The 26,248-nt window shown below is 70.8% G+C and carries 22 protein-coding genes and 1 pseudogene; 14 read left to right on the forward strand and 9 right to left on the reverse strand.

Features of this window, described 5'->3' with window-relative positions:
• The first annotated feature begins 185 nt into the window (after window positions 1-185).
• Entirely contained in the window at window positions 186-1,979 is a 1,794-nt protein-coding gene (locus ABD332_RS53050; protein WP_344513551.1) for a sensor histidine kinase, read from the forward strand.
• 249 nt (window positions 1,980-2,228) lie between these two features.
• Window positions 2,229-3,077, forward strand: coding sequence for an SDR family oxidoreductase (locus tag ABD332_RS53055; RefSeq protein ID WP_344513553.1), 849 nt, complete (start codon window positions 2,229-2,231; stop codon window positions 3,075-3,077).
• Window positions 3,078-3,129: 52 nt separating this feature from the next.
• On the opposite strand, the gene ABD332_RS53060 is transcribed toward ABD332_RS53055, so the two are convergent.
• Window positions 3,130-3,777, reverse strand: a complete 648-nt coding sequence (locus ABD332_RS53060; protein WP_344513555.1) for an SRPBCC family protein — start codon at window positions 3,775-3,777, stop codon at window positions 3,130-3,132.
• Window positions 3,778-3,812: 35 nt separating this feature from the next.
• Between ABD332_RS53060 and ABD332_RS53065 the strand changes: the two genes are divergently transcribed.
• Window positions 3,813-4,667: a helix-turn-helix transcriptional regulator gene (locus tag ABD332_RS53065; RefSeq protein WP_344513556.1), complete on the forward strand. Its 855-nt coding sequence runs from the start codon at window positions 3,813-3,815 to the stop codon at window positions 4,665-4,667.
• 93 nt (window positions 4,668-4,760) lie between these two features.
• Here the strand turns inward: ABD332_RS53065 and ABD332_RS53070 are convergent, their stop codons facing one another.
• Both ABD332_RS53070 and ABD332_RS53075 read right to left on the reverse strand, forming a co-directional pair.
• Window positions 4,761-5,093 carry a hypothetical protein gene (locus tag ABD332_RS53070; RefSeq protein WP_344513558.1) on the reverse strand — a complete coding sequence of 111 codons (333 nt, stop codon included), beginning with the start codon at window positions 5,091-5,093 and terminating at the stop codon, window positions 4,761-4,763.
• Between the two features lie 84 nt (window positions 5,094-5,177).
• Window positions 5,178-6,326, reverse strand: coding sequence for an epoxide hydrolase family protein (locus ABD332_RS53075; protein WP_344513560.1), 1,149 nt, complete (start codon window positions 6,324-6,326; stop codon window positions 5,178-5,180).
• 192 nt (window positions 6,327-6,518) lie between these two features.
• Here ABD332_RS53075 and ABD332_RS53080 point away from each other — a divergent pair, with 192 nt between their 5' ends.
• The 3 genes and pseudogenes from ABD332_RS53080 (at window position 6,519) to ABD332_RS60335 (ending at window position 8,721) form a co-directional block, all read left to right on the forward strand.
• Complete coding sequence (locus tag ABD332_RS53080; RefSeq protein ID WP_344513561.1) at window positions 6,519-6,905, forward strand: LLM class flavin-dependent oxidoreductase; 387 nt, start codon at window positions 6,519-6,521, stop codon at window positions 6,903-6,905.
• A 124-nt stretch (window positions 6,906-7,029) separates the two neighbouring features.
• Window positions 7,030-7,782: an SDR family NAD(P)-dependent oxidoreductase gene (locus ABD332_RS53085; protein WP_344513563.1), complete on the forward strand. Its 753-nt coding sequence runs from the start codon at window positions 7,030-7,032 to the stop codon at window positions 7,780-7,782.
• A gap of 54 nt (window positions 7,783-7,836) precedes the next feature.
• Window positions 7,837-8,721: pseudogene (locus ABD332_RS60335) on the forward strand (NADP-dependent oxidoreductase).
• A gap of 26 nt (window positions 8,722-8,747) precedes the next feature.
• On the opposite strand, the gene ABD332_RS53100 reads toward ABD332_RS60335, so the two are convergent.
• Together ABD332_RS53100 and ABD332_RS53105 are read right to left on the reverse strand one after the other, a co-directional pair.
• The gene (locus tag ABD332_RS53100; protein WP_344513569.1) at window positions 8,748-9,428 is read right to left on the reverse strand and encodes a response regulator; all 681 of its coding nucleotides are present in this window, start codon (window positions 9,426-9,428) and stop codon (window positions 8,748-8,750) included.
• Complete coding sequence (locus ABD332_RS53105) at window positions 9,425-10,594, reverse strand: sensor histidine kinase (RefSeq protein WP_344513571.1); 1,170 nt, start codon at window positions 10,592-10,594, stop codon at window positions 9,425-9,427. The genes ABD332_RS53100 and ABD332_RS53105 overlap by 4 nt, the downstream gene beginning before the upstream one ends.
• A 229-nt stretch (window positions 10,595-10,823) precedes the next feature.
• On the opposite strand from ABD332_RS53105, the gene ABD332_RS53110 reads away from it, so the two are divergent.
• The 6 genes from ABD332_RS53110 (at window position 10,824) to ABD332_RS53135 (ending at window position 20,327) form a co-directional block, all read left to right on the forward strand.
• Window positions 10,824-11,513: a hypothetical protein gene (locus ABD332_RS53110; protein WP_344513573.1), complete on the forward strand. Its 690-nt coding sequence runs from the start codon at window positions 10,824-10,826 to the stop codon at window positions 11,511-11,513.
• A gap of 388 nt (window positions 11,514-11,901) precedes the next feature.
• Window positions 11,902-13,488: a long-chain-fatty-acid--CoA ligase gene (locus ABD332_RS53115; RefSeq protein ID WP_344513575.1), complete on the forward strand. Its 1,587-nt coding sequence runs from the start codon at window positions 11,902-11,904 to the stop codon at window positions 13,486-13,488.
• The gene (locus ABD332_RS53120) at window positions 13,485-16,268 is read left to right on the forward strand and encodes an ATP-binding protein (RefSeq protein WP_344513576.1); all 2,784 of its coding nucleotides are present in this window, start codon (window positions 13,485-13,487) and stop codon (window positions 16,266-16,268) included. Before ABD332_RS53115 ends, ABD332_RS53120 begins: the two co-directional genes overlap by 4 nt.
• A gap of 143 nt (window positions 16,269-16,411) precedes the next feature.
• Window positions 16,412-18,676: a helix-turn-helix domain-containing protein gene (locus ABD332_RS53125; RefSeq protein ID WP_344513578.1), complete on the forward strand. Its 2,265-nt coding sequence runs from the start codon at window positions 16,412-16,414 to the stop codon at window positions 18,674-18,676.
• 99 nt (window positions 18,677-18,775) lie between these two features.
• On the forward strand, window positions 18,776-19,456 hold the full coding sequence (locus ABD332_RS53130) for an alpha/beta fold hydrolase (protein WP_344513580.1): 681 nt from the start codon (window positions 18,776-18,778) through the stop codon (window positions 19,454-19,456).
• A gap of 19 nt (window positions 19,457-19,475) precedes the next feature.
• Entirely contained in the window at window positions 19,476-20,327 is an 852-nt protein-coding gene (locus ABD332_RS53135; protein ID WP_344513582.1) for an alpha/beta fold hydrolase, read from the forward strand.
• A gap of 606 nt (window positions 20,328-20,933) precedes the next feature.
• On the opposite strand, the gene ABD332_RS53140 is transcribed toward ABD332_RS53135, so the two are convergent.
• Window positions 20,934-22,181 carry an alpha/beta hydrolase gene (locus ABD332_RS53140; RefSeq protein ID WP_344513584.1) on the reverse strand — a complete coding sequence of 416 codons (1,248 nt, stop codon included), beginning with the start codon at window positions 22,179-22,181 and terminating at the stop codon, window positions 20,934-20,936.
• Between the two features lie 91 nt (window positions 22,182-22,272).
• Here ABD332_RS53140 and ABD332_RS53145 point away from each other — a divergent pair, with 91 nt between their 5' ends.
• Complete coding sequence (locus ABD332_RS53145) at window positions 22,273-23,592, forward strand: glycosyltransferase 87 family protein (RefSeq protein WP_344513586.1); 1,320 nt, start codon at window positions 22,273-22,275, stop codon at window positions 23,590-23,592.
• Window positions 23,593-24,272: 680 nt separating this feature from the next.
• Here ABD332_RS53145 and ABD332_RS53150 read toward each other — a convergent pair.
• Window positions 24,273-24,578 carry a PadR family transcriptional regulator gene (locus ABD332_RS53150; protein ID WP_344513587.1) on the reverse strand — a complete coding sequence of 102 codons (306 nt, stop codon included), beginning with the start codon at window positions 24,576-24,578 and terminating at the stop codon, window positions 24,273-24,275.
• A gap of 119 nt (window positions 24,579-24,697) precedes the next feature.
• On the opposite strand from ABD332_RS53150, the gene ABD332_RS53155 reads away from it, so the two are divergent.
• Window positions 24,698-25,183 (forward strand): COG4705 family protein, encoded by a 486-nt coding sequence (locus ABD332_RS53155; protein WP_344513589.1) that lies wholly within the window; start codon window positions 24,698-24,700, stop codon window positions 25,181-25,183.
• 68 nt (window positions 25,184-25,251) lie between these two features.
• On the opposite strand, the gene ABD332_RS53160 is transcribed toward ABD332_RS53155, so the two are convergent.
• On the reverse strand, window positions 25,252-25,905 hold the full coding sequence (locus ABD332_RS53160; protein WP_344513590.1) for a DedA family protein: 654 nt from the start codon (window positions 25,903-25,905) through the stop codon (window positions 25,252-25,254).
• Window positions 25,893-26,219 carry a phosphatase PAP2 family protein gene (locus ABD332_RS53165; RefSeq protein ID WP_344513592.1) on the reverse strand — a complete coding sequence of 109 codons (327 nt, stop codon included), beginning with the start codon at window positions 26,217-26,219 and terminating at the stop codon, window positions 25,893-25,895. Before ABD332_RS53165 ends, ABD332_RS53160 begins: the two co-directional genes overlap by 13 nt.
• Window positions 26,220-26,248 lie beyond the last annotated feature (29 nt).

A 26,248-nucleotide genomic window follows, 5' to 3' on the forward strand; every position in this document is an offset into this window, starting at 1 on the left:
TGAGCAGGATCTTTCCGCTGCGTCCCGGTGTCATCGCGCACCATTGGCTCCAGCGGCAGCCCTCGACAGACGCGGAGCCGAAACCGGGAAAATCGGACTACAGTTGCTCGGTGCATGTCGGTTCGCGGCCGCGACTGGTGCGACTGAACCCTCCTTCCCGCAGGGCCGGAATCACGGTCGCGGTCTTGATGATCGTGGTGGAGACCGTTGTGCTCTACCCGCTGCGATCGATCGTGCAGCCGTTGTCCCCGGGCATGATCTACATCATCGGCGTGCTGGTCGTCTCAGTGGTGTGGGGAACGCGGTTAGGCATCGCCACATCAGTGGCGAGCACCCTGGCGTTCGCCATCTTCCACGTCGCGCCCTCCGGCAAGCTTGCCGTCTCGGACGTGCGGGAACTGTTCGAAGTGGCGGTCTTCCTCGTCGTCGCGGTGGCCACGAGCGTCGCGGCGAACGTGTTTCGGCGGCGCATCGTGCAGGCGGAGGAATCCGACCTCACCGCCGACATGGCCAGGCTGCTGCTACACGCGGACGATCCTGCCCAGGTACTGCCCGCAGTCGCGCAGCGCATCGCAGACGCGCTCGAAGTACCGAATGTCGCGATCGATCACGCCGCCGCTTCCGACGTAGACCGGCAGTGGGCCTTTCCGTTGCGTGCCGGCGCCACCTCGCTGGGCACCCTGCTTGTGCCGAGCGGGGCGCCCGAGCCGACGGTGCAGCGCCTGCGGGAGCGCGTCGTGCCGTCGCTGACCTCACTGCTGGAGGCAGGGTACGAACGCGCGGCAATGATGGACTCACTGGGTCGGCTCGCCACCGAACAAGCAGCCCTGAGGCGAGTGGCGACGCTCATGGCGAGAGGTGGCCCTCCACCCGAGGTCTTCGACGCAATCACCACGGAGCTGCACGGGCTTCTAGCTGACGGCACTCTGCAGGGTCAGTACTCCACATCGCTGCTGCGCTACGAACCCGACAACATGGTCACCGTCCTGTCGACCACCCTCTCCGGTCCCACCCCGGAACAGCTGCACTGGTCGGCGGAGGGCGAGAACCTCCTGGCGCTGGTGCGGGACACGGGCCGGCCCGCCCGGATGGACAGCCTGGAAGGCGCCACCGGTCCCGCCGCCGCGCTCGCACACCAGCTAGGCATCCGCTCCGCGGTCGTGGTCCCGATCACCATCGAAGGGCAGCTATGGGGCGCGGCGACCCTGGCATCGGATCAGCCCGGTCCGCTGCCACCCGATACCGAGGCGCGTTTCGCGAACTTCGTTGACCTCGCCGCCACCGCAGTCGCCAACGCCGACAGCCGAGCCGAACTCGCCGCATCCCGCGCCCGGCTCGTCGCCGCCACGGACAAGGCCCGTCAGCGGATCGAGCGCGAGCTGCACGACAACGCGCTGCAGCAACTCATCGGCATCGGGCTGCAGCTCGGTCTCGCGCAAGCCAGCCTGTCGCCCGAACTGGACCGGACCAAGGCAGAGCTGTCGAACGCCGTGTACGGCCTGAACAACGTCGTGGACAACATGCGAGAGATCTCGCGGGGCATCCATCCGACACTGCTCGCCGATGGCGGGCTGCACCCCGCGATCAAGTCACTCGCCCGCAAATCACCGGTACCGGTCGAACTCGATATCCATGCCGAACAGCGCATGCCCCCGGTCATTGAGGTCGCCGCCTACCACGTCGTGTCCGAAGCGCTGACCAACACGGCCGAATACGCCCACGCCTCCGTCGTCCAGGTGGAGGCGGCAATGCGAAACGGCACGCTGCGGCTGTCCATCCACGACGACGGTGTCGGAGGCGCCGACCCCGATCGCGGCTCTGGCCTGACCGCCCTGCGGGACCGGGTCGAAGCCCTCGGCGGACACCTGACCATCACCAGCCCCACCGGCAGCGGCACATTACTGCAGGCCGACATCCCGACCGAGCTTCCCGAACCCCACCCCGACGCCGACCGGCCTTCGCAGAGACACCGACCATAGCCAAGTGGCCCACGTGTGTCACGAACGTCGATGGGAGCCTGATGTACGAAAGCTGCTTGTCGTCCCCGCGCCGGGCCAGCGACACATCTTGTACGACACGCCGAACCTGAGGAAACGTCATACCTGCCACCGGATGGCGACGACCGGGCATACGCCGTCCCCAGCCGTCCATGAGATCGCTGCATATCGGGATAGTGGCAGGGTAGGTGAGCGGGTCAGGTGAACAGCTACTCCCGGCTGGAGACTGACGTGACCAAGGTACTCATCACCGGATGCGGCACCGGTTTCGGCCATGAGGTGGCGATGCGGCTGGCCAAGAAAGGCTTTGACGTCATCGCCTCCGTGGAGATCTGGGCTCAGGTTCAGACCTTGAAGCAGCAAGCCGCACAACGCGGAGTCAACTTGCAGGTGGAAAAGCTCGACGTCACCGACGACGGAGATCGCCGGAAGGCCTTGACCTGGGACGTCGAGATTCTGGTGAACAACGCCGGCGTCGGCGAGGGAGGTTCGACGCTCGACATCCCGGCCGCGAACGTCCGCCGGGAATTCGAGGTGAACGTCGTCGGGCCGCTGCTGCTGACACAGGGCATCGCCAAACAGATGGTCAAGCGCGGAAAGGGACGTATCGTGTGGGTCTCTTCTCGGGAAGGGCTCAACGTCAATCCCTTCACCGGCATCTATTCGGCGTCCAAGCACGCGCTGGAGGCCATCGCCGAGACCATGGCGCAGGAGCTGCAAGAGTTCGGGATCGAGGTCGCCACCGTCAACCCAGGGCCGTTCCTGACCGGGTTCAACGACCGGATGTTCCAGACCTGGCAGAGCTGGGAGGACGACCAGTCCGAGCGACTCTTCGACTACTCGAGACTCGCGTTCCCCCGCGCGCAGTTCGACCCCGAGGAGGTGTACGCCACGCTGACGGCAGTCGCCGCCGGCGAGGTGGACACCTATCGCAACCTGGTACCGAAGTCGATGATCGACGAGACCAAGCGCCTGCAGCGGGAACCGTGGGATCGGAAGACGAAGGACGGCCTTGGCACGCGACCCAAGCAACTGCAAGCCTCCTACGACATGGAGCCCGAAACCCTGATCGCTGCGTAGGAGATGAGACAGACGGCATGCTCGCGTATCACCTGTCCTGACCCGCTTCAGGTCACTGCGTTGATCTCCGGGCCGGTTTCATCGAGTCTTCGGTCGGCGCCCGAAAGGCCCGTTCCTCGGCCACCGCGAGTTCGCTGAGCGTGGCGACCGCCTGCCGCATGTATCCGCGCCAGAAGATCTTGACGATGGGCAGCAACGCTATCGCGGCGAGCCGGTTGCGGGCGTTGAACGTGTAGGTCCACGTGATGTCCGTCGACCCGTTCGGCCCGTCGGCGAACCACCATCGGCCGACCGCGTCGGCAGCGAGCCGGCCGAGGAAGTTGTCGAAGTCGCTGACCCGGTAGGCGAAATAGCTCGACCGCTGGTAGCCCGTCACCGACTCGCGAGCTGTGTGGCCGTCGGCAAGGTGCACGATGCGGCTGTTGCCGACGACGTCCCAGGGGCCGGTCTGCCCGGTGGTCGAGGCGACCGACGGGATCGGGCCGTACTTCAGCAGGATGCGCGGCAGCGGGATCGAGATGAACCAGTCGAACAACGCAGCACGGGGAGCTGCCACCCGGGCCGTCACCGTGGAACCGATGGTGGTCATGATTGTAATCCTGTTCGTCTCGAGGGTGCTGATGCCCTCGACGATGCTGCGGCCGGTCACGTGATACCAGAGCCCTGCGTTGCCTGGCACTGACAGGTCCACCCTGATCACGGGCCCAGCCAGTGGCGCGGTGCGATGATGGCCGAGTGGACGCCGAGGAACTCGCCACCGCACTGCGATCCTGGCGCGACCGGCTGGAGCCGACCGCGGTGGGTCTGCCGGCAGGCGGCCGGCGCCGTGCGCCTGGGCTACGCCGGCAGGAGGTCGCCACCCTCGCCGGTCTCACCGTTGACTATCTGGCCCGCCTGGAGCAGGGACGGGCGAGCAACCCGTCGCCGTCGGTGCTGGAGGCGTTGTCCCGCACCCTGCGGCTCAGCGATGCGGAGCACGACCACCTGTTCCGGGTCGCCGGGCAGGCCAGTTCCCGAGCAGTCCGCATGAACACACACGTGACACCCGGCGTGCAACGTCTCCTCGACCGCCTCACCGACGTACCGGTGATGGTGCTCAGCGCGTCATGGCATCTCGTGGTCGTCAACCGGCTAGGCGCTGCGCTGCTCGGCGACCTGTCGTCCGCGCCGACGCGTGAACGCAACATGATCTGGCGCCACTTCACCGGACTACCGGACCGCTTCGTCATGACGGCCGCGCAACGGCGGGCGCTGGAGGCCGAGGCTGTGGCAGACCTCCGCGTGGCGTTCGGCCGCTACCCGCACGATCGCGACCTGCGTGCCTTGCTGCGCGACCTGCGGCGTACTAGCGAACGATTCCGAGAGCTGTGGAATCGCACGGACGTCAGCGAGCGCGCCACCTCCCGCAAGACCATCGAGCACCCGGAGGTGGGCCGGCTGACGCTGGACTGCGATGTCCTCACCGTCGCGGGAACGGACCTACGGCTGGTCGTCTACACCGCCGAATCAGGCTCGGCGGACGCCGGTGCGCTCGCGCTGCTCGCCACGATCGGCACCCAGGCGATGCAGAGCCCGACCCGGCCCGCGTAGCCCGTCAACGATCGGCGCTCAGCCGGGACAAGAAGACGCTCACGGTGCCGTGCCGGCCGTACCTTCAAAGCAGTGGACCTGATCGCCGCATGGCTACGTGACATCGGCTATGGCGCCGCTGTACAACAGACCGGATTCCACCCGCTCGACGGCGCCCGCTACCTCGACACCCATGGCTGGCCGCCACGCATCAGCGCCCTCGTCGCGCATCACTCCGGAGCTCACTTCCTGGCCCGCGCCCACGGCCTGCACACCGCCCTGGCCCACTATCCCCAGGAGCACATTCCGGTCGCCGACGCCCTGACCTACGCCGATCAGACCACGAAACCCACTGGCGAACACGTTGACGTGCACACCCGCATACGCGAGACGCTCGAGCGGGCCGGCAGCGTGCGCCGCCGCGAACAAACGGTCAGGAAACTCCAACACCGCTCCCGGGCAGGCCCGCGCGAGCGCCTCAAGCCCCACGACGGCCCGCGCGTCAAGATCAACGATCGCATCAAAGGATCTCTAACGCATCCCACGGAACGCACGGCGCAGCTGGTCGACAAACAGGTCCGGCTGTTCGAACGCGGCGAAGTGGCCGCCCCGGTCGACCTGCTCGTAGAAGCGCAGGTCGGCGTACTGCCGCTCACACCAGCGCCGCGACGGCCGGGTGATCTCCTTCGGGAACACCGAGACGCCGACCGGCACACTCACCGGCGGGACATGCCACTCGCCGCCGCGCGCGAACCCATCCTCCCAGTAGATGCGCGCTGACGAGGCGCCAGTCCGGGTGTGCCAGTAGACGCTGATGTTGTCAAGGATCTGGTCGCGGGTCAGGGCGGTGAGCGGGTCGCCGGCGTGGTCGGTCCACGCCCAGAACTTCTCGGCGATCCAGGCGCATTGGCCGACCGGCGAGTCGACCAGCGCGTAGCCGATCGTCTGTGGGCGAGTCGCCTGCTCAACGGCGTAGCCGCTGCCCCATTCTCTGTGGTTCGCCAGATCGGCGATGCTGTGCCGCTCGAAGTCGGTCAACTCCTCGGCGGTGTCCGCTGCGGGCGGCGGGACGGCCGACGGCGCAAAGTTGAGGTGGATGCCGACGACCCGGTCGGGATGCTGCGCCGCCAGGTGCGTCGTCACCGTCGCACCCCAGTCGCCGCCCTGCGCGCCGAAGCGTTCGTACCCGGCCCGGCTCATCACCACCGCCCACGCCGCGGCGATGCGCTGCGGTCCCCAGCCCGACTCGACCGGCTTCCCGCTGAACGCGAACCCCGGCAGCGACGGGCACACCACGTGGAAGGCGTCGACGGCGTCGCCGCCATGCGCGACCGGGTCGGTGAGCGGGCCGAGGACGTCGAGGAACTCCACGACGGAGCCGGGCCAGCCGTGGGTCAGCACGAGCGGCAACGCGTCCGGCTGCGGCGACCGAACGTGGAGCAGATGGATGCCGAGCCCATCCACATCGGTGACAAACTGTGGCACGGCATTGATCCGGTGCTCAAATCGGCGCCAGTCGTAGCCGTCGGCCCAGTAGTCGCACAGCTCCCGCAGCCAGCCGGCGGGCACGCCCTGGCTCCAGTCCGGCACCGTCGCCGGTTCCGGCCAGCGGGCCCGGGACAGCCGCCGCCGCAGATCGTCGAGCGCGTCGTCGGGGACGTTCACGGTGAACTCCTCCATGCCGCCACCGTAGGCCGGGCGGGTGCCGCCGCCGGGGCCGTTGCAGACCCGCTCACCCGCCGGCCCCTTCGGCCGGGCTCGCCGTACCAGAGGACCATTCGGCCGGGTTGTGGGCGACGGCTTGGGCCTGGGCGACGGCGAGCGACGCCACGGACGACAGGCGGCCTGGTAGCCGCGCGGTAGCCCAGCCGCATGAGGCTCGGGTACGTCTTGTCGTGCAACGAGAACGGGCCGGCCGACCTGATCGAACGGGCCACGGCCGCCGAGCGAGCCGGCTTCGAGGGACTGTGGATCTCCGACCACTACCATCCCTGGCCGGACGATCAGGGCCAGTGCCCGTTCGTCTGGTCGATGATCGGCGCGCTCAGCCAGGTCTGCTCACTGCCGATCACGACCGCGGTGACCTGCCCTACGGTTCGCATCCACCCGGCGGTCGTCGCCCAGGCCGCGGCGACCAGCGCGGTGCTCACAAGTGGGGAGTTCGCCCTGGGCGTGGGCACCGGCGAAGCCCTCAACGAGAGACCATCGGCTCTGGACCTCGATGCTTGGACACGGGCTACCGCGCGCGCCGCAGTGTAGGTGCATTTTCCTTTCGCTGGCGGGTACGGCATGGATGCCGGATGTGGGGAGGGGCCGGCGCCAAGCCGCGACGGCGCTTTGACGCCGCAGAGGTGGCCGAACTCGTTACTGCGATGAGGTGGGCATGACGGGACAGATGGATGGGAAGATCACGCTGGTGACCGGTGGTTCGGCCGGGATCGGTCTGGCTATCGCTCGCCGGTTCGCCGCCGAAGGCGCCATCGTGTACCTCACCGGTCGACGCACGGAGGAGTTGGACGCGGCCGTGGAATCCGTCGGCGAACGGGCCGTAGGCGTGCAGGGCGATGTGTCGAAGCTCGACGATCTCGACCGGCTCTTCGCGACCATTGAGGCGCGCAGTGGACGGCTGGATGTGGTGGTGGCCAATGCCGGAGTCGGTGAGTTGGCCCGGCTGGAAGAGATCACCGAGGAGCAGTACGACAGGACTTTCGACGTCAACGTCAAGGGGACCCTCTTCACTGTGCAGAAGGCACTCCCCCTGATGCCGCGTAACGCTTCGGTGATCGTGCTCGCTTCCACCAATGCGTCGATGGGCGTGGAGGCGATGAGCGTCTACAGCGCCACGAAGGCCGCCGATCGCAACTTCGCCCGCACCTGGGCCGTCGAACTCGCGGGCCGCGGCATCCGGGTCAACGCCATCAGCCCGGGCCCGATCGAGACCCCTGGCATCCGCGGCCTGGGGGCCGCGGCGCAGAGCGACCAGCAATTGGCGGACGCCATCGGAGACATGGTTCCGTTCGGCCGGCTGGGACGCGCTGACGAAGTCGCCGCCGCAGCCGTATTCCTCGCCTCGGACCAGAGTTCTTTCACCACTGGGGCCGAACTCTTCGTCGACGGCGGGCTGTCCCAGACCTGAACCCCGATCGCCAACTCCCGCCGCCAAACTGTACGACGGGAAGGGATTCGCGAAATGAAGGCGATATTGTTTGACACGTTCGGCGGCCCCGAGGTGCTGCACGTGGCCGACGTTCCTGTGCCCGATCCAGGACCGCGGCAGGTGCGCATCAGGGTACGTGCGAGCGGGGTCAACCCGGTGGACTCCACGATCCGCTCCGGTGCAATACAGGCCATCATCCCGACCACTTTGCCGGCAATCCCCGGCATCGACGTCGCCGGCGTCGTCGACGCGGTCGGAGCGGATGTAACGGATGTTGCGGTAGGCGATCCGGTCGTCGGCTGGGCCGACTCCCCGGCCGGTTCGTACGCCGAGTATGCCCTGGCCAGCCAGATTGCCCCCATACCTACCGGGCTGTCGTTCGCCGATGCCGCCACGTTGCCCACCGCTGGTGAGACCGCCGAACGCGCCTTGGACCTGCTGGGACTACGAGCCTGAGAGACCGTGCTCATCCACGGGGCCAGCGGGTCGGTGGGGACCATCGCCGTCCAGCTGGCTGTTGCCCGCGGCGCAACGGTCATCGGCACCGCGAGCGAAGACAATCAGGACTACGTCCGATCGTTGGGCGCCATCCCGATGCCCTACGGTGAAGGCCTCGTCGACCGCGTTCGTGCAACGTCCCGGCAGGTCGACGCCGTATTTGACGTGGCCGGCAAGGGCGCGCTCCCCGACTCCATCACGCTGCGTGGAGGAACCGACCGGATCGTCACCATTGCCGACCCGACCGCCAGAGAGCTGGGCGTAACGTTCAGTGCCGGCACGCCGAAGGACTGGTCCACGGGCGATCTGGCCAGATTGGCGGAGCTGGTCGCGCGCGGCGACTTGACCACCGCGGTAGCCGGCACGTATCCACTCGAACGCCCGGCTGGCATCGGCGTTGGGCCTACGGGTCGGCCGTGACACCCTGCTCGACTGGCGTGCGTGGTTCAGCCGGTGGTGTCCGGTTCGCCTGGGCGGAGCAGGCCGCTTTCGTATGCGAACGCGACGGCCTGGACCCGGTCGCGCAGTCCCAGCTTCATGAGGAAGTTCGCGACGTGCGTCTTGACGGTCGCCTCACCGATGTGGAGCCTTGCGGCCACCTCGGCGTTGGACATGCCCCGGGCGACGAACGCGAGCACGTCAAGCTCCCGTGGCGAGAGCCTGGCCAGGTCGTCGGCACGGCTCGTCCGTCCGGCCTGACCGGAGAACGTCTCGATCACCCGCAGGGTCACCGACGGGTCGAGCAACCCGCCGCCGTCGGCGACGACCCTGATGGCGTCGAGCATCTGCTGCGGCGGGGAGACCTTGAGCAGGAACCCGCTTACCCCCGCCCGCAGCGCGTCTTGCAGGTACCGGTCCTCGCGGAACGTGGTCAGCATAACGATCCGGGCCTCCGGGCGGGCGGCGATGATCTGCCGGGCGGCTTCGATCCCGTCGACGTTCGGCATGCGGACATCCATGAGGACCACGTCCGGCGCGGTCCGCCCGGCGACCGCGACGGCCTCGGCACCGTCGACGGCCTCGCCGACCACCGTCAGGTCGGGCTCGTTGTCGATGAGCAGCCGCAGGCCGGCCCGGACCATCGCCTCGTCGTCAGCGAGCAGCACGCGGATGGTCGTGACGGTCACAGTTGCCTCTTCCGGATCGGGAACGTTGCGGTGACGCGGTAACCGCCGGTGGGTTCGGGACCGACGTGGAGGACGCCTTCGTACAGCGTGACCCGCTCCCGCATGCCGACGTGCCCGTTCCCGCCGCCGGGCACCCGCGTGGCGGGGACGGGGACCGGCCCACCCGGCGCGTTGACGACTTCGACCGTGAGAGTGTCGCGCTGGTACCGCAGCCGGACGTCGGCCGGGGCGCCCGGTGCGTGGCGCAGGAGGTTGGTGAGCGCCTCCTGCACGATCCGGTACGCGGACAGCTCCAGCCCAGCAGCGAGCGGCACCGGGTCGCCTTCGACGTGAAGCGTCAGTGGGCAGCCGGCCCCGCGGACCTGCGCGACCAGGGCGTTGAGCGAGCGCAGTGACGGCTGCGGGGCATGCTCGTCGGCCTCGTCGGCCTCGTCGTTGTCGCGCAGGATGCCGACGGTCCGGTGCAGTTCGGCGACCGACTCCCGGCCCAGCCGCTCGACGTCGGTGAGCAGTCGCTCGGCCTCGGGCCGTCCGTACAGGCGGCGGGCGACACCGACCTGCAGCACCATCACACTCACGGAATGCGCGACGGCGTCGTGCAGCTCGCGGGCGATCCGGGTCCGCTCCGCCGCCACCGCACGCTGGGTCCGCAGCTCACGCTCTTCGGCCAACTGCGCGGCGAGTTCGGCCAGTTCGGCCGAGCGGGTTCCCTCTCGCCGCACGAGGCTGCCCGCGCCCCAGGCCGCGCCGGCGACGAGGGCGAAGAACACCGGGTCCCACGCTGGTGCGCCCTCGCTGAGCGTCGTCATCCCGAACACCGCGACGAGGGCGGCCGTCGCCCATGCCGCCCGCGTGACCGATGCGGCCTGGGCAGCGGCCCAGCCCACCACGACGAACATCGCGACCAGTCCCGCCCCGCCGAGGTCGGTGAGCCCGAGCAGCTTCGAGGACGGGTAGAGGGCGGCGACGATGACCAGCGATGTCAGCGGCCGGATTCCCGCCAGGATCACCGCGAGGCCGTATGCGACTGCTACGCCGGCCGCTGTGGCCTGCCGCCCCCGCCAGAGGGCGTCCGCATACGCTTCGTAACTGCCAGCGGCGGCCAGCAGCAGCCCGAGCGGTAGCGGCGCCCAACGGCCGGCGATGTGCGACCCGTTCCCGCGCATCGGTTGCCCCTCCGGTTCCGGCGTTCGGCTCGACGCCACCGGCGCTCGACGATACGGCACTGGGCTGTGTGGATGCCTCCGTCGTCGGGCGGAGTGCCGTTCGTTGCGACCTCCGCCGCACGGCGGAGGTCGCATTCGGCACCGCGGCAGAGGCCCGACGAACGCATCGGTTCCTACGGTGGTCACCGATCGCCGCTACTTCGCGGCGACAACTACCTGGAGTGACGTGATGACTGAACAACATATCGACGCCAGTCTGACCAAGCGCCGTGTCCTGACCGGTACGGCGCTGATCCTCGGCGTGGTGATCGAGGTGGCCGGTTGGGCGACGGTCCCGCCGCAGGAAGACCTGAAGAGTGCGACCTACCTTGCGGCGCTCGGGAGCCGGCCCGGCCTGGCTCAGCTGTCGGCGGTCCTGCTGAGCTTCGGCTGGGCGATGCTGGCACTCGGGCTCGTCGGCGCGGTGACGCTGGTCCGCGGGCCCAGGGGTGCCGTGCTGACAATGCTCGGCGCGGTCCCCGCCGCCTTCGGGATGATCTCCGTGTCGGGCCAGGTCTACTCGGACTTCTACAAGATCGCCCTGCACCGCGGGCTGCCTGTCGGTGACGCGGTCCGGGTGTACGAGAGCGCCGAAGCTCTCAGCGGGACCACCGCTTGGACGGTGACCGGGTTCCTCATGTTCCCGGCGCTGCTGGTGATGCTCGTCGGGTACGTGCGGGCCGGCGTCCTCGGCTGGTGGGCCCCCGCGCTGTACGGCGTCGCCACGGTCGGCTTCTTCGCCACGCCACCGGTCGGCTGGATCCCGACGGCGGTCCTCGCCGTCATGTTCGCGCCGCTCGTCGTGCTGGGCGTCCGGGCGTTCGACAGGGCCCGTGCCTCGGTCGTCGCTGCCGAGCGTGTGCCGGCATCCGCCCGCTGAGCCACGCCGGCGCTGTGCCGGGAAAACCCGTCGGCATGCCTGTCGCCCACTCGGGCGTGCAGATGGCGACAGGCACGCCGGTCGTAGGCCGTCACCTACTCGACCCCAATCGGCTCTACGGGGTGGCCCGAGGTCACAGTGAAGCACTACGCCAAGCGCAAGTACACGGCCTACGATGCCTGACCACGCTCGGGTTCGCGTTGCCTGACTCGGCGCGGCAGTGGGCGCAGCGCCCACCAGCGACCCCCTGCCGTACCGTCGAGCGCGCCACTCGCCCGGTCCACGACGAGTGGGGAATCATGCAGGACGGCAGGCCGTTCTTCGTTGCGGGCTACACCTCCGGTGGTGCTCTGTACGGCTGGTTCCGCATTCCGGCGGCGTCATTTGCATGTGCCCGGCGGCCTACGATTCGGTGGTTGATCGTGACGTTGAGGTGCCGGTTTGGGGTGGTTGCATGTATCTAACCCAGGTTTTGCACAACGCTGTCCGGCACCGGGCCGCCTACCCGTTGACGATGTTCGACGGTCGGGTGCGGTCGGTGGCCGAATGCGTCGACCGGGTGGGGCGGCTCGCCGCCGGTCTGCGGGTGCTGGGCGTTGGTGAGGGCGATCGGGTGGCGCTGCTGGCCGCCAATTCCGACCGGTACCACGAGTCGCTGCTCGCTGTGGCCTGGGCCGGCGGGATCGTGGTGCCGCTCAACACCCGGTGGGTGGCCGATGAGGTCCGGTTCGCGTTGTCCGACTGTTCGGCGACGGTGGTGATCACCGACGAGCGGTTGCTGCCGGTCGTGGCTGCGGTCCGGCAGAGCGCCCCGGTCCGCACTGTGGTGGTGATGTCGGATGGCCGTCCGCCGGCTGGAATGGTGTCGTTCGAGGAGCTGATCGGTGGCCACGCTCCGATGCCCGACGTGGGCCGCGGCGGTGCCGAGACGTTGGGCGTCTTCTACACGGGTGGCACGACCGGCCGTGCCAAGGGTGCGGTGCTCAGCCACGACAACGTGTTCGCGTCGGCGTGGGGGTGTCTGGCCACGGGGCAGTTCACCACGCCCGGGGGGCGGTTGTTGCACGCGGCGCCGATGTTCCACCTGGCCGACTTCGCGATCTGGATCGCCGGCCTGCTGACGGGCGGCACCCATGTGATGGTGGACGGGTTCACGCCCGGCGGCGTGTTGGCGGCGATCGAACGGTACGCGGTGACCGACGTGCTGCTGGTTCCCACGATGATCCAGGTGTTGGCCGACTGCCCGGAGGCGGAGCGGTTTGACGTGTCCAGCCTGGTCCGGTTGATTTACGGCGGTTCGCCGATGCCAGCGGCAACGCTGGCTGCGGCGCGCAGGATGTTCCCCGGGGCGGGTCTGGTTCAGGCGTACGGCATGACAGAGCTGGCGCCGGTCGCGACGCTGCTCGGCCCGGCGGAGCATGACGTGCCGCGGCTTGCCGCGTCGGCGGGACGGGCGGCGCCGCACGCCGAGGTCCGTGTCGTGGACGCCGCCGGTGACGAGGTCGCGGCTGGGGTCGTCGGTGAGGTCGTGGTGCGCGGCGACCACGTGATGGCCGGTTACTGGCAGCGGCCGGAGGAGACCGCGGCGGCCCTGCGGGACGGCTGGATGCATACCGGCGACGCCGGGTACTTCGACGACGACGGCTACCTGTTCGTCGTCGACCGGATCAAAGACATGATCATCGTCGGCGGCGAGAACGTGTACTCGGTCGAGGTCGAGCATGTGCTGTTGCAGCACCCGACGGTGGCCGCGTGCGCCGTCATCGGCCTGCCTGATGCGCGGTGGGGCGAGCGGGTGCACGCGCTTGTGGTACCGGCCGGTGACGGCGCGGATGGTGAGCAGCTGCGGGCGTTCTGTCGCGGGCGGCTGGCCGGATACAAGATTCCGCGCACCGTGGAGCTCGTGGCGTCGCTGCCGGTCTCGCCGGCGGGCAAGGTTCTCAAGAGCCGGCTCCGGCAGGAACGCGTACGGTGAGCGACGACCCCGGGTGGCGTGCACACACGCTGGTCGGCCGTGACCATGACGTTGCCCTGGTCCGGTCGTTCGTCGACGACGCCGCGGTCCGCGGAGGGGCCCTGGTCGTCACCGGCGACGCCGGCGTGGGCAAATCGGTGCTGGTCGTCGATGCGGCAGGTTACGCGGCGACGGTCGGCGCCCAGGTGATCTGGGCCGTCGGCATAGAACACGACGCCGGCGTCAGCTTCTCCGGCCTGTCCCAGGTCCTGTCGCCGTTGCTCGACGAGCTGGACGGGCTCGACGCGGGGCACCGCGCCGCGTTGCGCAGCGCGCTCGGCCTGCAGACCCCGAGCACCGCGCCCGGCCGGCTGGCGATCTGCAATGCGGCGCTGGACCTGCTTGTCCGGGCCGCACAGGCCCGCCCGCTCCTGCTGGTCGTCGACGACATGCCGTGGCTGGACACGATCAGCGCCCAGATCCTGGCGTTTCTTGCCAGGCGCGCCGTCGGCCACCGGTTCGGCGTGCTCGCCACCGCCCGGACCGGCGAGCCGACCGAGTTCGACACGAGCCAGCTGCGCACGCACGAACTCGGGCCGCTCACCGACGATGCGGCCCGTGCCCTGCTCGACAACCGCCACCCGGCACTGGCGCCACGATCCCGGCAGCGGCTGCTGGCCGAGGCCCAGGGCAATCCGCTTGCACTGCTGGAACTGCCGATCGCGCTCGCGTCACGCGGCGCACGGCCGACGGAGGTGCTGGCGCCGGTGCTGCCGCTGACCGGTCGGCTGCAGCAGGTGTTCGCCGCCCGGATCGATGCGATGCCGCAGGGCACCCGGGACGCGCTGCTGCTGGCCGTTCTCGACGGCTCCGGTGACGTCGGGGTCCTGGGTGAGCCGTTGAGGGCCGCCGAAACGCTGGCCCCTGCCGTGCGCGAACGGCTGGTCACCATCGACGTTGCCGCAGCGGTGCTGCGTTTCCGGCACCCCTTGATCCGGTCCGCGATCGTCGGCGGTGCGACGGAAGCCGAACGTCGGCAGGCCCATCAACTGCTCGCCAGGCATCACACCCAGGATCTGTTGCGGCGTGCCTGGCATCTTGCTGAGGCGAGCACCGGCCCGGACGAGACCACCGCTGCGTTGCTGCAGCAGGCCGCCCATGTCAACCTCTTCCGCGGCGACGCCGTCCGCGCGATCAGCGAACTGCTACGCGCGGCCGACCTGAGCCCAGCCGGCACCGACCGCAGCCCCCGGCTGGCCGAGGCGGCGTACCTGGGTGCGATCGTGACCGGTGACCTCCGTGACGTACCGGCCCTGCTCGACGCGGCCCGCCGGGCCGACCCAGAGCACCACGGATCGCTGGCCGGGGCGGTGGCCGGGGCCTATCACCTGCTCAACGAGACCGGCGACGTGGACACCGCCCACCGGCTGCTGAGCGGCGCCGTCAACGCGCTGCCGGACCCCGGCGACGCCGGCAACAAGACCCTCGTCGAGGCCCTGTACACGCTGCTGATGGTCTGCTTCTTCGCCGGCCGGGCCGAGTTCTGGCCGGACTTCCACACCGCCGTCGAGCGCCTGAAGCCCCGCCCGCCGCGGCTGTTGTCGGTCCTGGCCGGCACGTTCAGCGATCCGGCCCGGGCCGCGCCGCCAGTGCTGGACCTGCTCGACGAGGCGGTCGCGCAGCTGCACAAGGAGAACAGCCCGGCCCGGATCGTACGCACCGCCATCGCCGGGAGCTTCCTGGACCGGATCGGCGACTGTCGTGAGCCACTGTGGCGCGCGGTGCGGCACGGGCGCGAAGGCGGCGCCGTCACCTCCGCCATCGAGGCGCTCGCGTTGCTGGCCAACGACGCCTACTTCGCAGGCCGCTGGGACGAGGTGCAGACCCTGACCGCCGAGAGCCTCGACCTGTGCCGGACCCACAACTACCGGCTGCTGCGCTGGCCCGGGCTCTTCCTGCAGGCTCTCGTGGCCGCCGCCCGCGGCGAGGAATTCGCCGCCCGTGCGGCCGTCCAGGATATGACCCGCTGGGCCGCGCCCCGTCGGGTAGGCGTCGTCACCTGGTACGCGTGGCACGTCCGCACCCTGACCGCGCTGCCGCGAGGTGAGTTCGACGAGGCGTACCGGTGCGCGGCGATGATCAGCCCGGCCGGCCGGCTGGCGCCGCACACCCCGAACGCCCTCTGGCTGATCATGGAGCTGGTCGAGGCCGCCGCCCGCACCGGTCGACTCGCTGAGGCTCGCGCGCACGTGGCCGCGGCCGACGCGGCGATGATCGGCGACCTGTCCGGCCGTTTGGCGCTGACCGTCGCGGGAGCGCGCGCGATGGCCGCTGACGACGCGGCGTTCCCGGCGCTGTTCGATCGGGCACTGTCGCTTCCTGATGTCGACCGGTGGCCGTTCGACTTGGCCCGCATCCGGCTGGCGTACGGCGAGCGGCTGCGGCGCACCCGGGCCGCGGCCGCTGCCCGCGATCATCTGCGGGCCGCTGCCGACGCGTTCGATCACCTCCGGGCCCGCCCGTGGGCGCTGCGCGCCGGGGGCGAGCTTCGTGCCGCTGGCGGCCACCGTGACGCTGCCGCCGCGACGGTGCCGTCGGCGGTGCTGACCCCGCAGCAGGACCAGATCGCGCGGCTGGCCGCCACCGGGCTGACCAACAAGCAGATCGGGGAACGGCTCTTCCTGTCCGCCCGCACCGTCGGCTACCACCTCCACCAGATCTTTCCGAAACTGGGCGTCGCGGCCCGGGCGGGGCTGCGCGACGCGCTGCAGGACCGGCCGCCACCCGGACCGGTCATTTGACAGACGCGGTCCGCGGCGATCCGGCCGTAGCGTCCAACTCCAGATCCCTGACCGGACGGAAAACTCGGTCCTTCCCCGGACGAGCTACTGGAGATGACGATGCGCATGGCCGGCGACTCCAGCCGGGCGGCAGCCGGCCCGCGATGACCACCACATTCGCGCTGCTGCTTCGGACCGCGCGGCACGAATGCGGCCTGACCCTGGAGGAACTGTCGGAGGTCTCGGGCGTCAGCGTACGCGCACTCAGCGACATGGAACGTGGAAAGGCGCTGGGCCCGCAGCGACGGACCGTCGAGCTGATCGCCGACGCGCTCAAGCTCGAGGGGGTACGCCGCGCCGAGTTCGTTGCACTGGCGAAGGCCGGCCGCGCCCGCCCGGAGCGGTTGACGGTCGCGCCAGGGTTGTGTGAGTTGCCGGGGTCCATCGGAGACTTCACCGGCCGGACCGCGGAGCTTACGTGGATCGCCGGGCTGCTCGACGCGTCGGACGGGCCGACCGACCGGCTGGGCGCGGCGGTGATCTCCGGCGGCGCCGGCGTGGGCAAGACGACCCTCGTCGTCCGCGCCGCGCACCGGCTACGCGACCGGTTCCCCGACGGCGTGTACTTCCTCAACGCCCTGGGCATGAGCCGCCGGCCAGCGGCCAGCACCGATCTGCTCGGACTGGCGCTGCGGGCAATCGGTGTCCGCGACCAGCAGCTGCCGCAGGCACCGGCCGAACGCGCCGGGCGATACCGGCAGTTGCTGCGGCAGCGGCGCGTCCTGGTGATCGTGGACGACGCGGCGGCGGAGTCCCAGGTGCGGCCACTGCTGCCCGGCGCAGGACCCAGCCAGCTGATCGTCACCAGCCGGCGGCTGCTGGCCGGGCTGGAAGGCGTCCAACGGCTCCACCTGGATCCGATGCCGGCCGTCGACGCCAAAGACCTGCTGGGCCGGATCCTGGCCGAGCGGGCCGGCCCGCCGCGCGCCGACGACCTGCAGCAGCTGGTCGACCTGCTGGGCGGACTGCCGCTGGCGGTGCGCATCGTGGGCAACCGGCTGACCTCGCGGCCGGGCTGGAGCACGGCGGACCTGGTGGCGCGGTTGTCGGCAGCGGAGCGCCGGCTCGATCAGCTCAACGCCGGCGACCTGAAGATGGCGGCCGCGTTCGAGATGTCGTACGAACAGCTCCCCGATCTGGTGCGGCCCTTGTTCCGCCGAGCGTCGCTGGTGCCCGGGGCGGACTTCAGCGCGGCGCTGCTGTCGGTCATCGGCGAGGTCCCGGTCGCTGTGGCCGAGGACCGGCTCGACGATCTCGTCGACCTGGGGCTGCTGGACGCCGCAGAGGGCGGCCGATACCGCTTCCACGACCTGGTCCGCCTGTACGCGAGCCGCTGCCTGCAGGCCGAGGACCCGGTCAATGTCGTGACCGACGCGCGGCGACGGATGGTCGCCTGGCTGCTCGACACGCTGACGACGGCGGGCCGGTCGGTCCAGCCGGGAGGGGTCGACACCGCGGTGTTCGGCTGCGCCGACGACGCGGAGGCGTGGATCCGTGCGGAGTCCGAGCACTGGTTCCAGGCGCTCGGCGCCGCGGCCGTCGCCGGAGACCACCGGGCCGTCGTCCGCGCGGTCAACGCGGTCTACGCGTTCTACGAGCGCTGGGTGCACTGGCCCCACTGGGCCGACGTGTTCACCCTCGCGCTGGACTCGGCGGTGCAACTCGACGACGCTGCGTTGCAGGCCGAGTTCCTGAACCATCTCGCCTACACCCACACGCTGCCGTGGCGGATGGACGGCACGGCCGCGCTGGACTGCGCGCAACGGGCGCGGGCCCTGGCCCGGCAGGCCGGCGACCTTCGGCAGGAGGCGTTCGCTCTGCTGTACACGGCCGCAGCCCTGCGGGTTCGGCCGCCGCGCGACCCCCAGGCGGCGCTCGGCGCCATCCGGCAGGCCACCGATCTCTTTGCACGGGTCGGCGACGTCGGCGCCCACATGGAAAGCGTCCTGGGCTGCGGCGTCATCGCCTTCGACCTCGGCAACACCGCAGCGGCGCTGGCCGACTACCAGCGGGCGCTGGCCATCACCGAGGACCCCGGCTCCGGGCTGACACCATTCGCCGTCGAAGCGGTCCTCCCGCACATCCTCGGCCACACCGCCCAGGCACTGGGCCGACTCGGCCGCCGCGGCGAGGCCATCCCGATGATGCTGCGCGCGGTGCACCTCTTCGAACGCCTGCAGGTCGTCATGGGCCAGGCGGCGTGGCTGCGGATCCTCGGTGAGGAGCTCTACGGCAACGACCACGCGGCGGAGGCGCGGGCGAGCCTGTCACGGGCGGGCGAGCTCTACGAGACGGTCGGCCAGCATGATCGCGCCGCGTACTGCCGGGACAGGGCCAACGCCATCTCCACGGCTGGCGCGGAACCGTAGTTCTGCGTCCTGTTCTGCCTGGGCTGGCGCGCCCGGCGGGACTTGCATGGAGGACGAGCGGCGGGCGTCTCGCCCGCCGCCGGACCCGAGGAGCATCCCATGATTCGCAACGTCGTGCTGGTGCACGGTGGGTTCGTCGACGGATCGGGCTGGCTGGGCGTACACCGGCTGCTGACCGCCGACGGGTTCACCGTCAAGATCGTGCAGAACCCGACGCTGTCGCTGGAAGGCGACGTCGCCGCGACGCGGTTCATCCTCGACGGGCTCGACGGGCCGGCCGTGCTGGTCGGTCACTCCTACGGCGGGGCGGTCATCAGCGAGGCTGGCACCCACGACGCCGTCGCCGCGCTCGTCTATATCGCGGCGTTCGCCCCGGACAAGGGCGAGTCCGTCAACACGCTGATCGCCGACCCGCCGCCCGGCGCACCGGTCCCGCCGATCCTGCCGCCCCGCGACGGGTTCCTGTTCCTCGACCGGGACAAGTTCCACGCCTCGTTCGCCGCCGACCTGCCCGAGGACGAGGCCGTGTTCCTGGCCGACGCGCAGGTGCCGTGGGGCGTCGACGCGCTCGCCGGCACGGTCACCGAACCGGCCTGGCGGCACAAGCCCGCCTGGTACCTGGTCGCGACCGAAGACCGGATGATCCCACCGCCGGCCCAGCGGGCAATGGCGACCCGCGCCGGCACAGTCACCGCCGAGGCCATCGGCAGCCACGCCATCTACGCCTCCCAGCCTGGCGCGGTCGCCGACCTCATCCGCCAGGCCGCCGCCGACCGCTGACCATCACCAGGAGATCACCATGACACCGAATGTCTCACGTCGGCAGGTGCTGGCGGCCGGCGCGGCACTGGCCGGGTCGGCGGCGCTGGTAGCCACCCCGCTCGGCGCGGAGGCCGCAGCCGCTGCGGCGCCCCGCACGGACCGGCCCGGGTCGAGGATCAAGCCGACCGTCGTGCTGGTGCACGGCGGCTACGCCGACTCGTCGTGCTGGAACGCGGTCATCGCGGACCTGCAGCGCAGGGGCTACCCCACGATCGCGGGCTCGAACCCGCTGCGCGGCATCCCGACCGACGCCCCCTACATCGCCAGCCTCCTCGACTCCATCGACGGGCCCGTCGTGCTGGTAGCCCACTCCATGGGCGGCACCGTCATCACCAACGCCGCCGCCGGCAAGAGCAACGTCAAGGCCCTGGTCTACGTCGCGGCGTTCGTGCCGGACGTGGGCGAGACTCAGGCGGATCTCATCAACAGGTACCCCGGCAGCGAGGTCCTGCCCGTGAGCGTCCCAGTCCCGTACACCAAGCCCGACGGCAGCACCGGCACCGAGCTGTACCTGAGCGAGGACGGCCAGGCGGCCTTCGCCGCCGACATCTCCCCGGCGGCGTTCCGGCTCCTGCAGGCCACCCAGCGGCCGTTCGACGCGGACTCATTCATCTACCCCACCACGGCCGCCGCGTGGCGGACCATCCCGACGTGGGGGCTGGTCGCCGGCCGGGACAAGGCCATCCCGCCCGCGTGCGAACGCTTCATGTACGGCCGTGCGAAGGCCCGCAAGGTCGTCGAGGCGCCGACAGCGTCCCACGTCGTCATGATCAGCCACCCCAGGACCGTCGCGGACCTGATCCACGACGCCGCCACGGCCACCTGCTGAACCCGTCGTTCGCTGCGGTACCCTCCGCCGTCAGTGCCCCGGCTCGCCGTCGCGAGCCGGGGCACTGTCACGCCCGGCGAACGGCGCCGTGCCGTCGTGCGCTCGGCGGTCCTGATCAGGCAGTACGCCGCGGCGGTCAGCGCGCTGCTGGCACAGCCGGACACCATCGCGCGGGCCTCCCGGCTCGACGAGGCCCTCGTGGCTTCTTCGCAGGCGGCGGAGATGTTCAAGAAGGCCGACTTCTACGTCCAGGGCCGCCCCGCAGTCACCAGGTGCCGCTTCGACGCAGGGCGCTACGCCGAAGCGTCACTGCCGGAACACGGCATCCTCGGAAACGCGCGAAGTTCGTGTGGCCGTAGAAGCGGAACCAGCTGCATGTCCTCGGGGTCCGGGTCAGCCGGGCTGCGCGTTCGCCCGGCTGACCCGGAGTTGTACGAGGAAGTGCCCAGGCCTGCGCTCGCGGCCGGTGGTGCTTCCGAGCCCTGCTCCACCAGTGCGACCGCCAACCGCGACACCACGCCAGTGGCAGCACCATCGTCAACCGTCAGAACAAGCTCGATGTCGGTGTCGCAGTGCAACAGCGTTGGCGGTTCGAGTAGACCCGGCTCACCGCGGCGTGCGGCGGGCCACGACGGGTGGTGTCGCGGTGGCGCCCGCGGCGAGCAGCGGCGCGGCAGCGTCCAGCAGTACCCGGCCGAGGAACGCGGCCAGGTACGTACCCGTGACCCGCAGCGCGGTGCCGCCGTCGACGGGACCCAGGGCGAACAGTGCCCGCAGCGGCGCGGCGAGGTAGTAGACGCCGGCGTCGCTGAAGTTGAAGTGCTGGGCACCGCGGATCTCGTAACACCACACGTCGCCGGTCCCGGCGGCGAAGAGCGCGCGGGCCGTGTCCCGGTCGGCGGTGTCCACCGGCCCGGCCGGGTCGCAGGCGCCGGTCACGCAGGAGCCGTCGCTGCCGACGATCATCATCGGCCGGTCGAGTCCGTCGTGCACGACGGAGCCGAACTGGGTGCCGTCGAGGTCGGCGGCACCGGCGCAGCGGTCGTCGAGATGGCACGCTTCCAGCGCCGCCGCGCCGCCGAACGAGTGGCCGATGTAGGCGGTCCTCGCGGTGTCGACGTGCCCGGCGAACGGTCCACCGGCGTCGAGGGCGCCGAGGGCGGCGGTCCGGGCCACCGCGAAGCGGGCGTCCGCGGCCCACACGGCGACGAGCTGGTCGCCGGCGGCCTGGGCCGGCCCGGCGTGCAGATCCTCGGCGTTGAACGCATCCGGGTTGCCGGCAGCGGTGGCGGTCACCGGCCGCCCGTCCAGCACGGTGAGGTTGGCGCTGTAGGTGGGGGTGACGCCGGCGACGAGGAAGCCGTGCGAGGCCAGTTCCTCGGCGAGGCTGCTGTACTGCGGTGCGGCGAACCCGAGACCGGGTGCCAGGACCACGACCGGGAACCGGCCGGCGGCGACCGGCGAGTCCTGGACGGCGTGGCCACGGATCTTGTCGAAGCGGGTCTCGCCGAGGCCGGGCAGCCCGCCGAGGTGCAGCCGCGCCCAGGCGCCCGGTGCGTAGGCCGCGGGCCGGGCTCCCGCCGGCGGGGCGGCCGGATACCAGAGCCACACCGACAACGTGCGATGGATGTCCGGCTGCGGTCCCAGCGGGTCAGTACGGGACTCGTCGGTCCAGTCGAACATCGCCCGGCCGACCGGGTAGGCGCCGTCCGGTGCGGGCAACGTCACCGGCCGGGAGTGCCGGACCGCCGCGTAGCCGACGTAACCGACGCCGACGCCGACGCCGGTGATGGCGAGCAACGAAACCAGCACATATCGCAGCAGCCGGCGCGCGAAGGTCGAACGGGTCGCCATGACCGTGATAGTACACGGCGCGTAGTACGTAGCGTGTACTAAGGTTGGAGGTTCAGCGAGCCTTCAGGTCCCGGTCCATAGCGTGCCCGGCATGTGGCAGCTGGCGACACTACGACGGGAACGCCTGGTCGCGGGCGTGCTGGTTGGCTGGGCCGTGATGTGGTTCGTCGTGATGGCGGTCCACGGCGGCGGGTCGTGGCACTTCTTCGTCGACGGCGCGACCGCCCTCGCCGACCTCGACGACACGGCCGCCGGCGGCCTGCACCTCTACGCGGCCGCGCCCGTGCTGCAGATCGGCCCCGTCGCCTTGCTGGCTGCCCTACCGCTGCTCGCCGCCGGACCGCCCGGGGCACTGTTCGCCGTGCAGGTCCTCGGCGCGGCCGCCGGCCTCGTCATCGTCCGGCAGATCCGGCAGGTCGCCGGCCGAATCCGGCCGAACCTCGACCGGCACGACATCAACCTGCGGGTGGCCCTGGCCGCGCTGTACCTGCTGCCGGTCTGGATGTACCTGGCGGTCAGCTCCGCCCACCTCGACGACGTCCTCGCCCTGCTCGGCACGATCGCCGCCGCACAGGCCGCCTGCGCCCGCCGGCCGGTCCTGACGGGCCTGCTGCTGGGCCTCGCCGTCGACGCGAAACCATGGGCGCTCGCCTTCGCGGCTCTGCTGCTGATCGCCGGCGACCGGCGCGGTCGGCTGCTCGGGCTGCTGACGCTGGCGGCGACCATCACGGTGGCCTGGCTGCCGTTCCTGCTCGCCGACCCCGGCACGATGCGCGCCGTGCACTACACGATCCCCAACACGCAACTGTCCGCACTGCGGGTGTTCGGCGTGCACGACCCGCGGACCCCGTCGTGGGCCCGCCCGGCACAGCTGCTGCTGGGCCTCGCGCTCGGCGTCGTGGCGGTCCGCCGCGGCAGGTGGGCCGCAGTGCCGCTGCTGGCCGTGATGGCCCGCGTCGTGCTCGACCCCGGCACCAACCGCTACTACGTGGCGGGCATCGTCGTCGGTGCCGCACTGTGGGACGTCGCCGGCTCCCGCGCGGTGCTGCCGTGGTGGACGATCGGCGCCGGCGTCGGGCTGTTCACCAGCCGTTTCGTGCCGATGCCCGACCGGGCGCACGGGTGGCTGACCGTCGCCTACTTCGCCGCCTGCTGCGGCCTCGTCCTCGCGCCCCGCGGCTGGACCGATCGTGCCGCCGCGGCCAGTGTACGGTGGCTGCCCCCGACCCTCCACGCTCACGCCGACCGCCTGCGGGCCGCGTTGACCGACGCCCTGCGGCTGGAGGCCCTACCGGGCGTCGATGCGCAGCAGCGGGCCGAGATCGACGGCGGCGCCGGCACACACCCAGGCGAGCGTCAGCAGGGCCCCGCCGGCACCGACCGGCAGCAACTGCGGGCCGCCGGGCAGTGACGCGGTCCCGATCACCAGCCCGGCCGCCGTCGCCGCAGCCGCGAGCGTGCCCAGCCCGGCCATGATCGCCCGGGGCGACGCCGGCCGGCCGAGCACCGGTCCGTGCCGGGCCACCAGCCGGCAGGTCTGCGCCGCGGCCCAGGCGAGTGCCATGTACCAGCCGAGCAGCAACGCGGCCTTCGACCCTGCGGTCAGGGCCGGCGCGACGCGGACCACGCCGACGACGAGAGCGCCCACCAGCGCCGGCGGCAGCAGCCCGCGGACCCCGGCTCGGCACACCACCCTGCTGCCCGCCAGCGGCCACCTCGGCCGGGGCGCGACCAGCACGAGCCCGGCGAGCATGGCAAGGAGGCAACCGCTGAGCAGGTGAGCCCGGCCCGCGGATGCCAGCTGCGCGTCGTCGAGCTCGGCGGCCAGATGCAGCACATACCAGCCGACGGCGGCGACCGCGACGGCCAGCACCGACGCCCGGTGCCGTCGCTGGCTCCCGCTGTCGGCCGGCCACACCGCCGGATGCAGCCACATGCCCACGGCCGAGCAGGTGAGTCCCAGCCAGGCCCGTGGGCCGGTGGCGTGCACCTCCGCCTCGACGTCCTCGCCCCACCGCGCCCGGAACGCCGCCGGATACATGCCGACGAGCGCCCGCACGAGCCGTGTCCGCCCGCCGCCGGACACGGCACTCACGCCGCACCGGTGGCGAGCCGCCGCAGCCCCGTCGCGGCGACCTGGGCCATCGAACGCAGCTCCCGCTCCAAGACGGCGCGGCCCTCCGCGGTGATCCGGACCGGCCGCTTGCGCCCCTCCGCGTCCGACGGCTCCGGCTCGACGAACCGCTTCGCCTCCAGCCGGGCCAGGGCCCCATACAGGCTGCCGACGCCGAGCCGCTCGCCGGTGAGCTCGGCGATCGCGGTGTTGATCGCGTAACCGTGCTTGGGCCCGTCGGCGAGCGCACACAACACCAGCGTCTGAGCGTCCGCCGTCTGCATCACCCGATGCTACCCGCCGCGTAGTACGCGCCGTGTACCAGTACGCCGGCCGTGGCGGCACGTCCGGGGGAACGCCGGCCACGACGTTCAGCGACCGTTCAGGTCCGAGGTGTGAGCCTGTGCCGTATTTCGGCGTGTCCCTCATCGTCACCACCATCGTGTTCAGCGTCCTGCTCGCCGCGACGTTCGTCCTCTGGTACCGCAGCGAACGCACCCTCTCGATCCACTCCATCACCACGCGCCGCCGCGAATGGTTCTACTGGGCGGCGATCCTGTTCACGTTCGCGCTCGGCACCGCCGCCGGCGACCTGCTCGCGGAGCGGCTCAGCCTCGGTTACCTGCCGTCGGCCGGAATCTTCGCCGCGGTCATCGCGGTGATCGCGATCGGCTACCGGTTCGGCGTGCTCGGCGGCGTGTTCGCGTTCTGGGCGGCGTACGTGCTCACCCGGCCGCTCGGCGCGTCACTCGGCGACTGGCTGTCCCAGGCGCGCGCCGACGGCGGACTCGGCCTCGGTACCGTCGGACCCAGCGTCGCCTTCCTCGTGATCGTGATCGGGCTGGTGACGTACCTGACGACGTCACGGCGCGACGTCATCGAATCCTGAACCGACCTGCCCGCTCCGCCGGACCCACAGATCACCGCCGTTGAACCGGGTCCTTACAGCCGGCCGGGTCAGGTGGTGGAGGATCGCCGGGCGCGGGACCGGGCGCGCAGCAGCTCGACGGCGATCGGTGCCACCGACACGACCACGATGCCGATCAGGATGAGCTCGATGTTGTCCTTGACGAACGTGACCTGGCCGAGGAAGTACCCCAGGACCGTGACGCCGCAGCTCCACAGGATGCCGCCGAGGACGTTGTAGACGATGAAGGTGCGGTAGTGCATGCGGCTGGCGCCGGCGACGATCGGGGTGAAGGTGCGCACGATCGGCACGAACCGGGCCAGGACGATCGAGCGGGCGCCGTAGCGTTCGAAGAACTCCTGCGCCTTCGTCAGGTACTCCTGTTTGAACAGCCGGGAGTCGGGGCGGCGGAACAGGGCCGGCCCGACCCGCCGGCCGAACAGGTAGCCGACCTGGTCACCGGCGATGGCCGCAACCGATACCAGCAGGCAGACCAGCCACAGTGGCTGGTGCAGGTAGCGGCCGCCGGCGACGAGCAGTCCGGTGGTGAACAGCAGTGAGTCGCCGGGTAGGAAGAACCCGATGAACAGCCCGGACTCGGCGAACACGATCGCGAGGATGCCGATGAGGCCGAAGGTGGAGATGAGCCACTCCGGGTCCAGGAACTTGGGGCCGACGGCGAGGGTCGTGCTCAGGGCGTACACGATGCGGAACTCCCATTGAGGGGGTGGACGAGTCTGGTGGCTGCTTCGATGACGAGGACCGACGCGAGGGCGATGCCGAGACCGGCGAGGATGTCACCGGGGTAGTGCACGCCGACCCAGATCCGGGCGACGCCGATGACGGTTGCGGTCACCAGGAGAGTGATGCCCCAACGGCGGTGCAGGAACCAGCCGATGGCGGCGGCGACCGCGAAGGCGGGGAAGATCAGCCAGCGGGCGGCGAGCTCCATCAGGTCGTCGGCGGGATCCATCCGGCCGGCCAGGTCGTTCACCGCACGGAACAGTTCGTAGTTCATCGCCGGTGACCGTAGGCCGGGCATCCTGA

The sequence above is a fragment of the Dactylosporangium maewongense genome, from assembly GCF_039531485.1.
Lineage (GTDB): Bacteria > Actinomycetota > Actinomycetes > Mycobacteriales > Micromonosporaceae > Dactylosporangium > Dactylosporangium maewongense.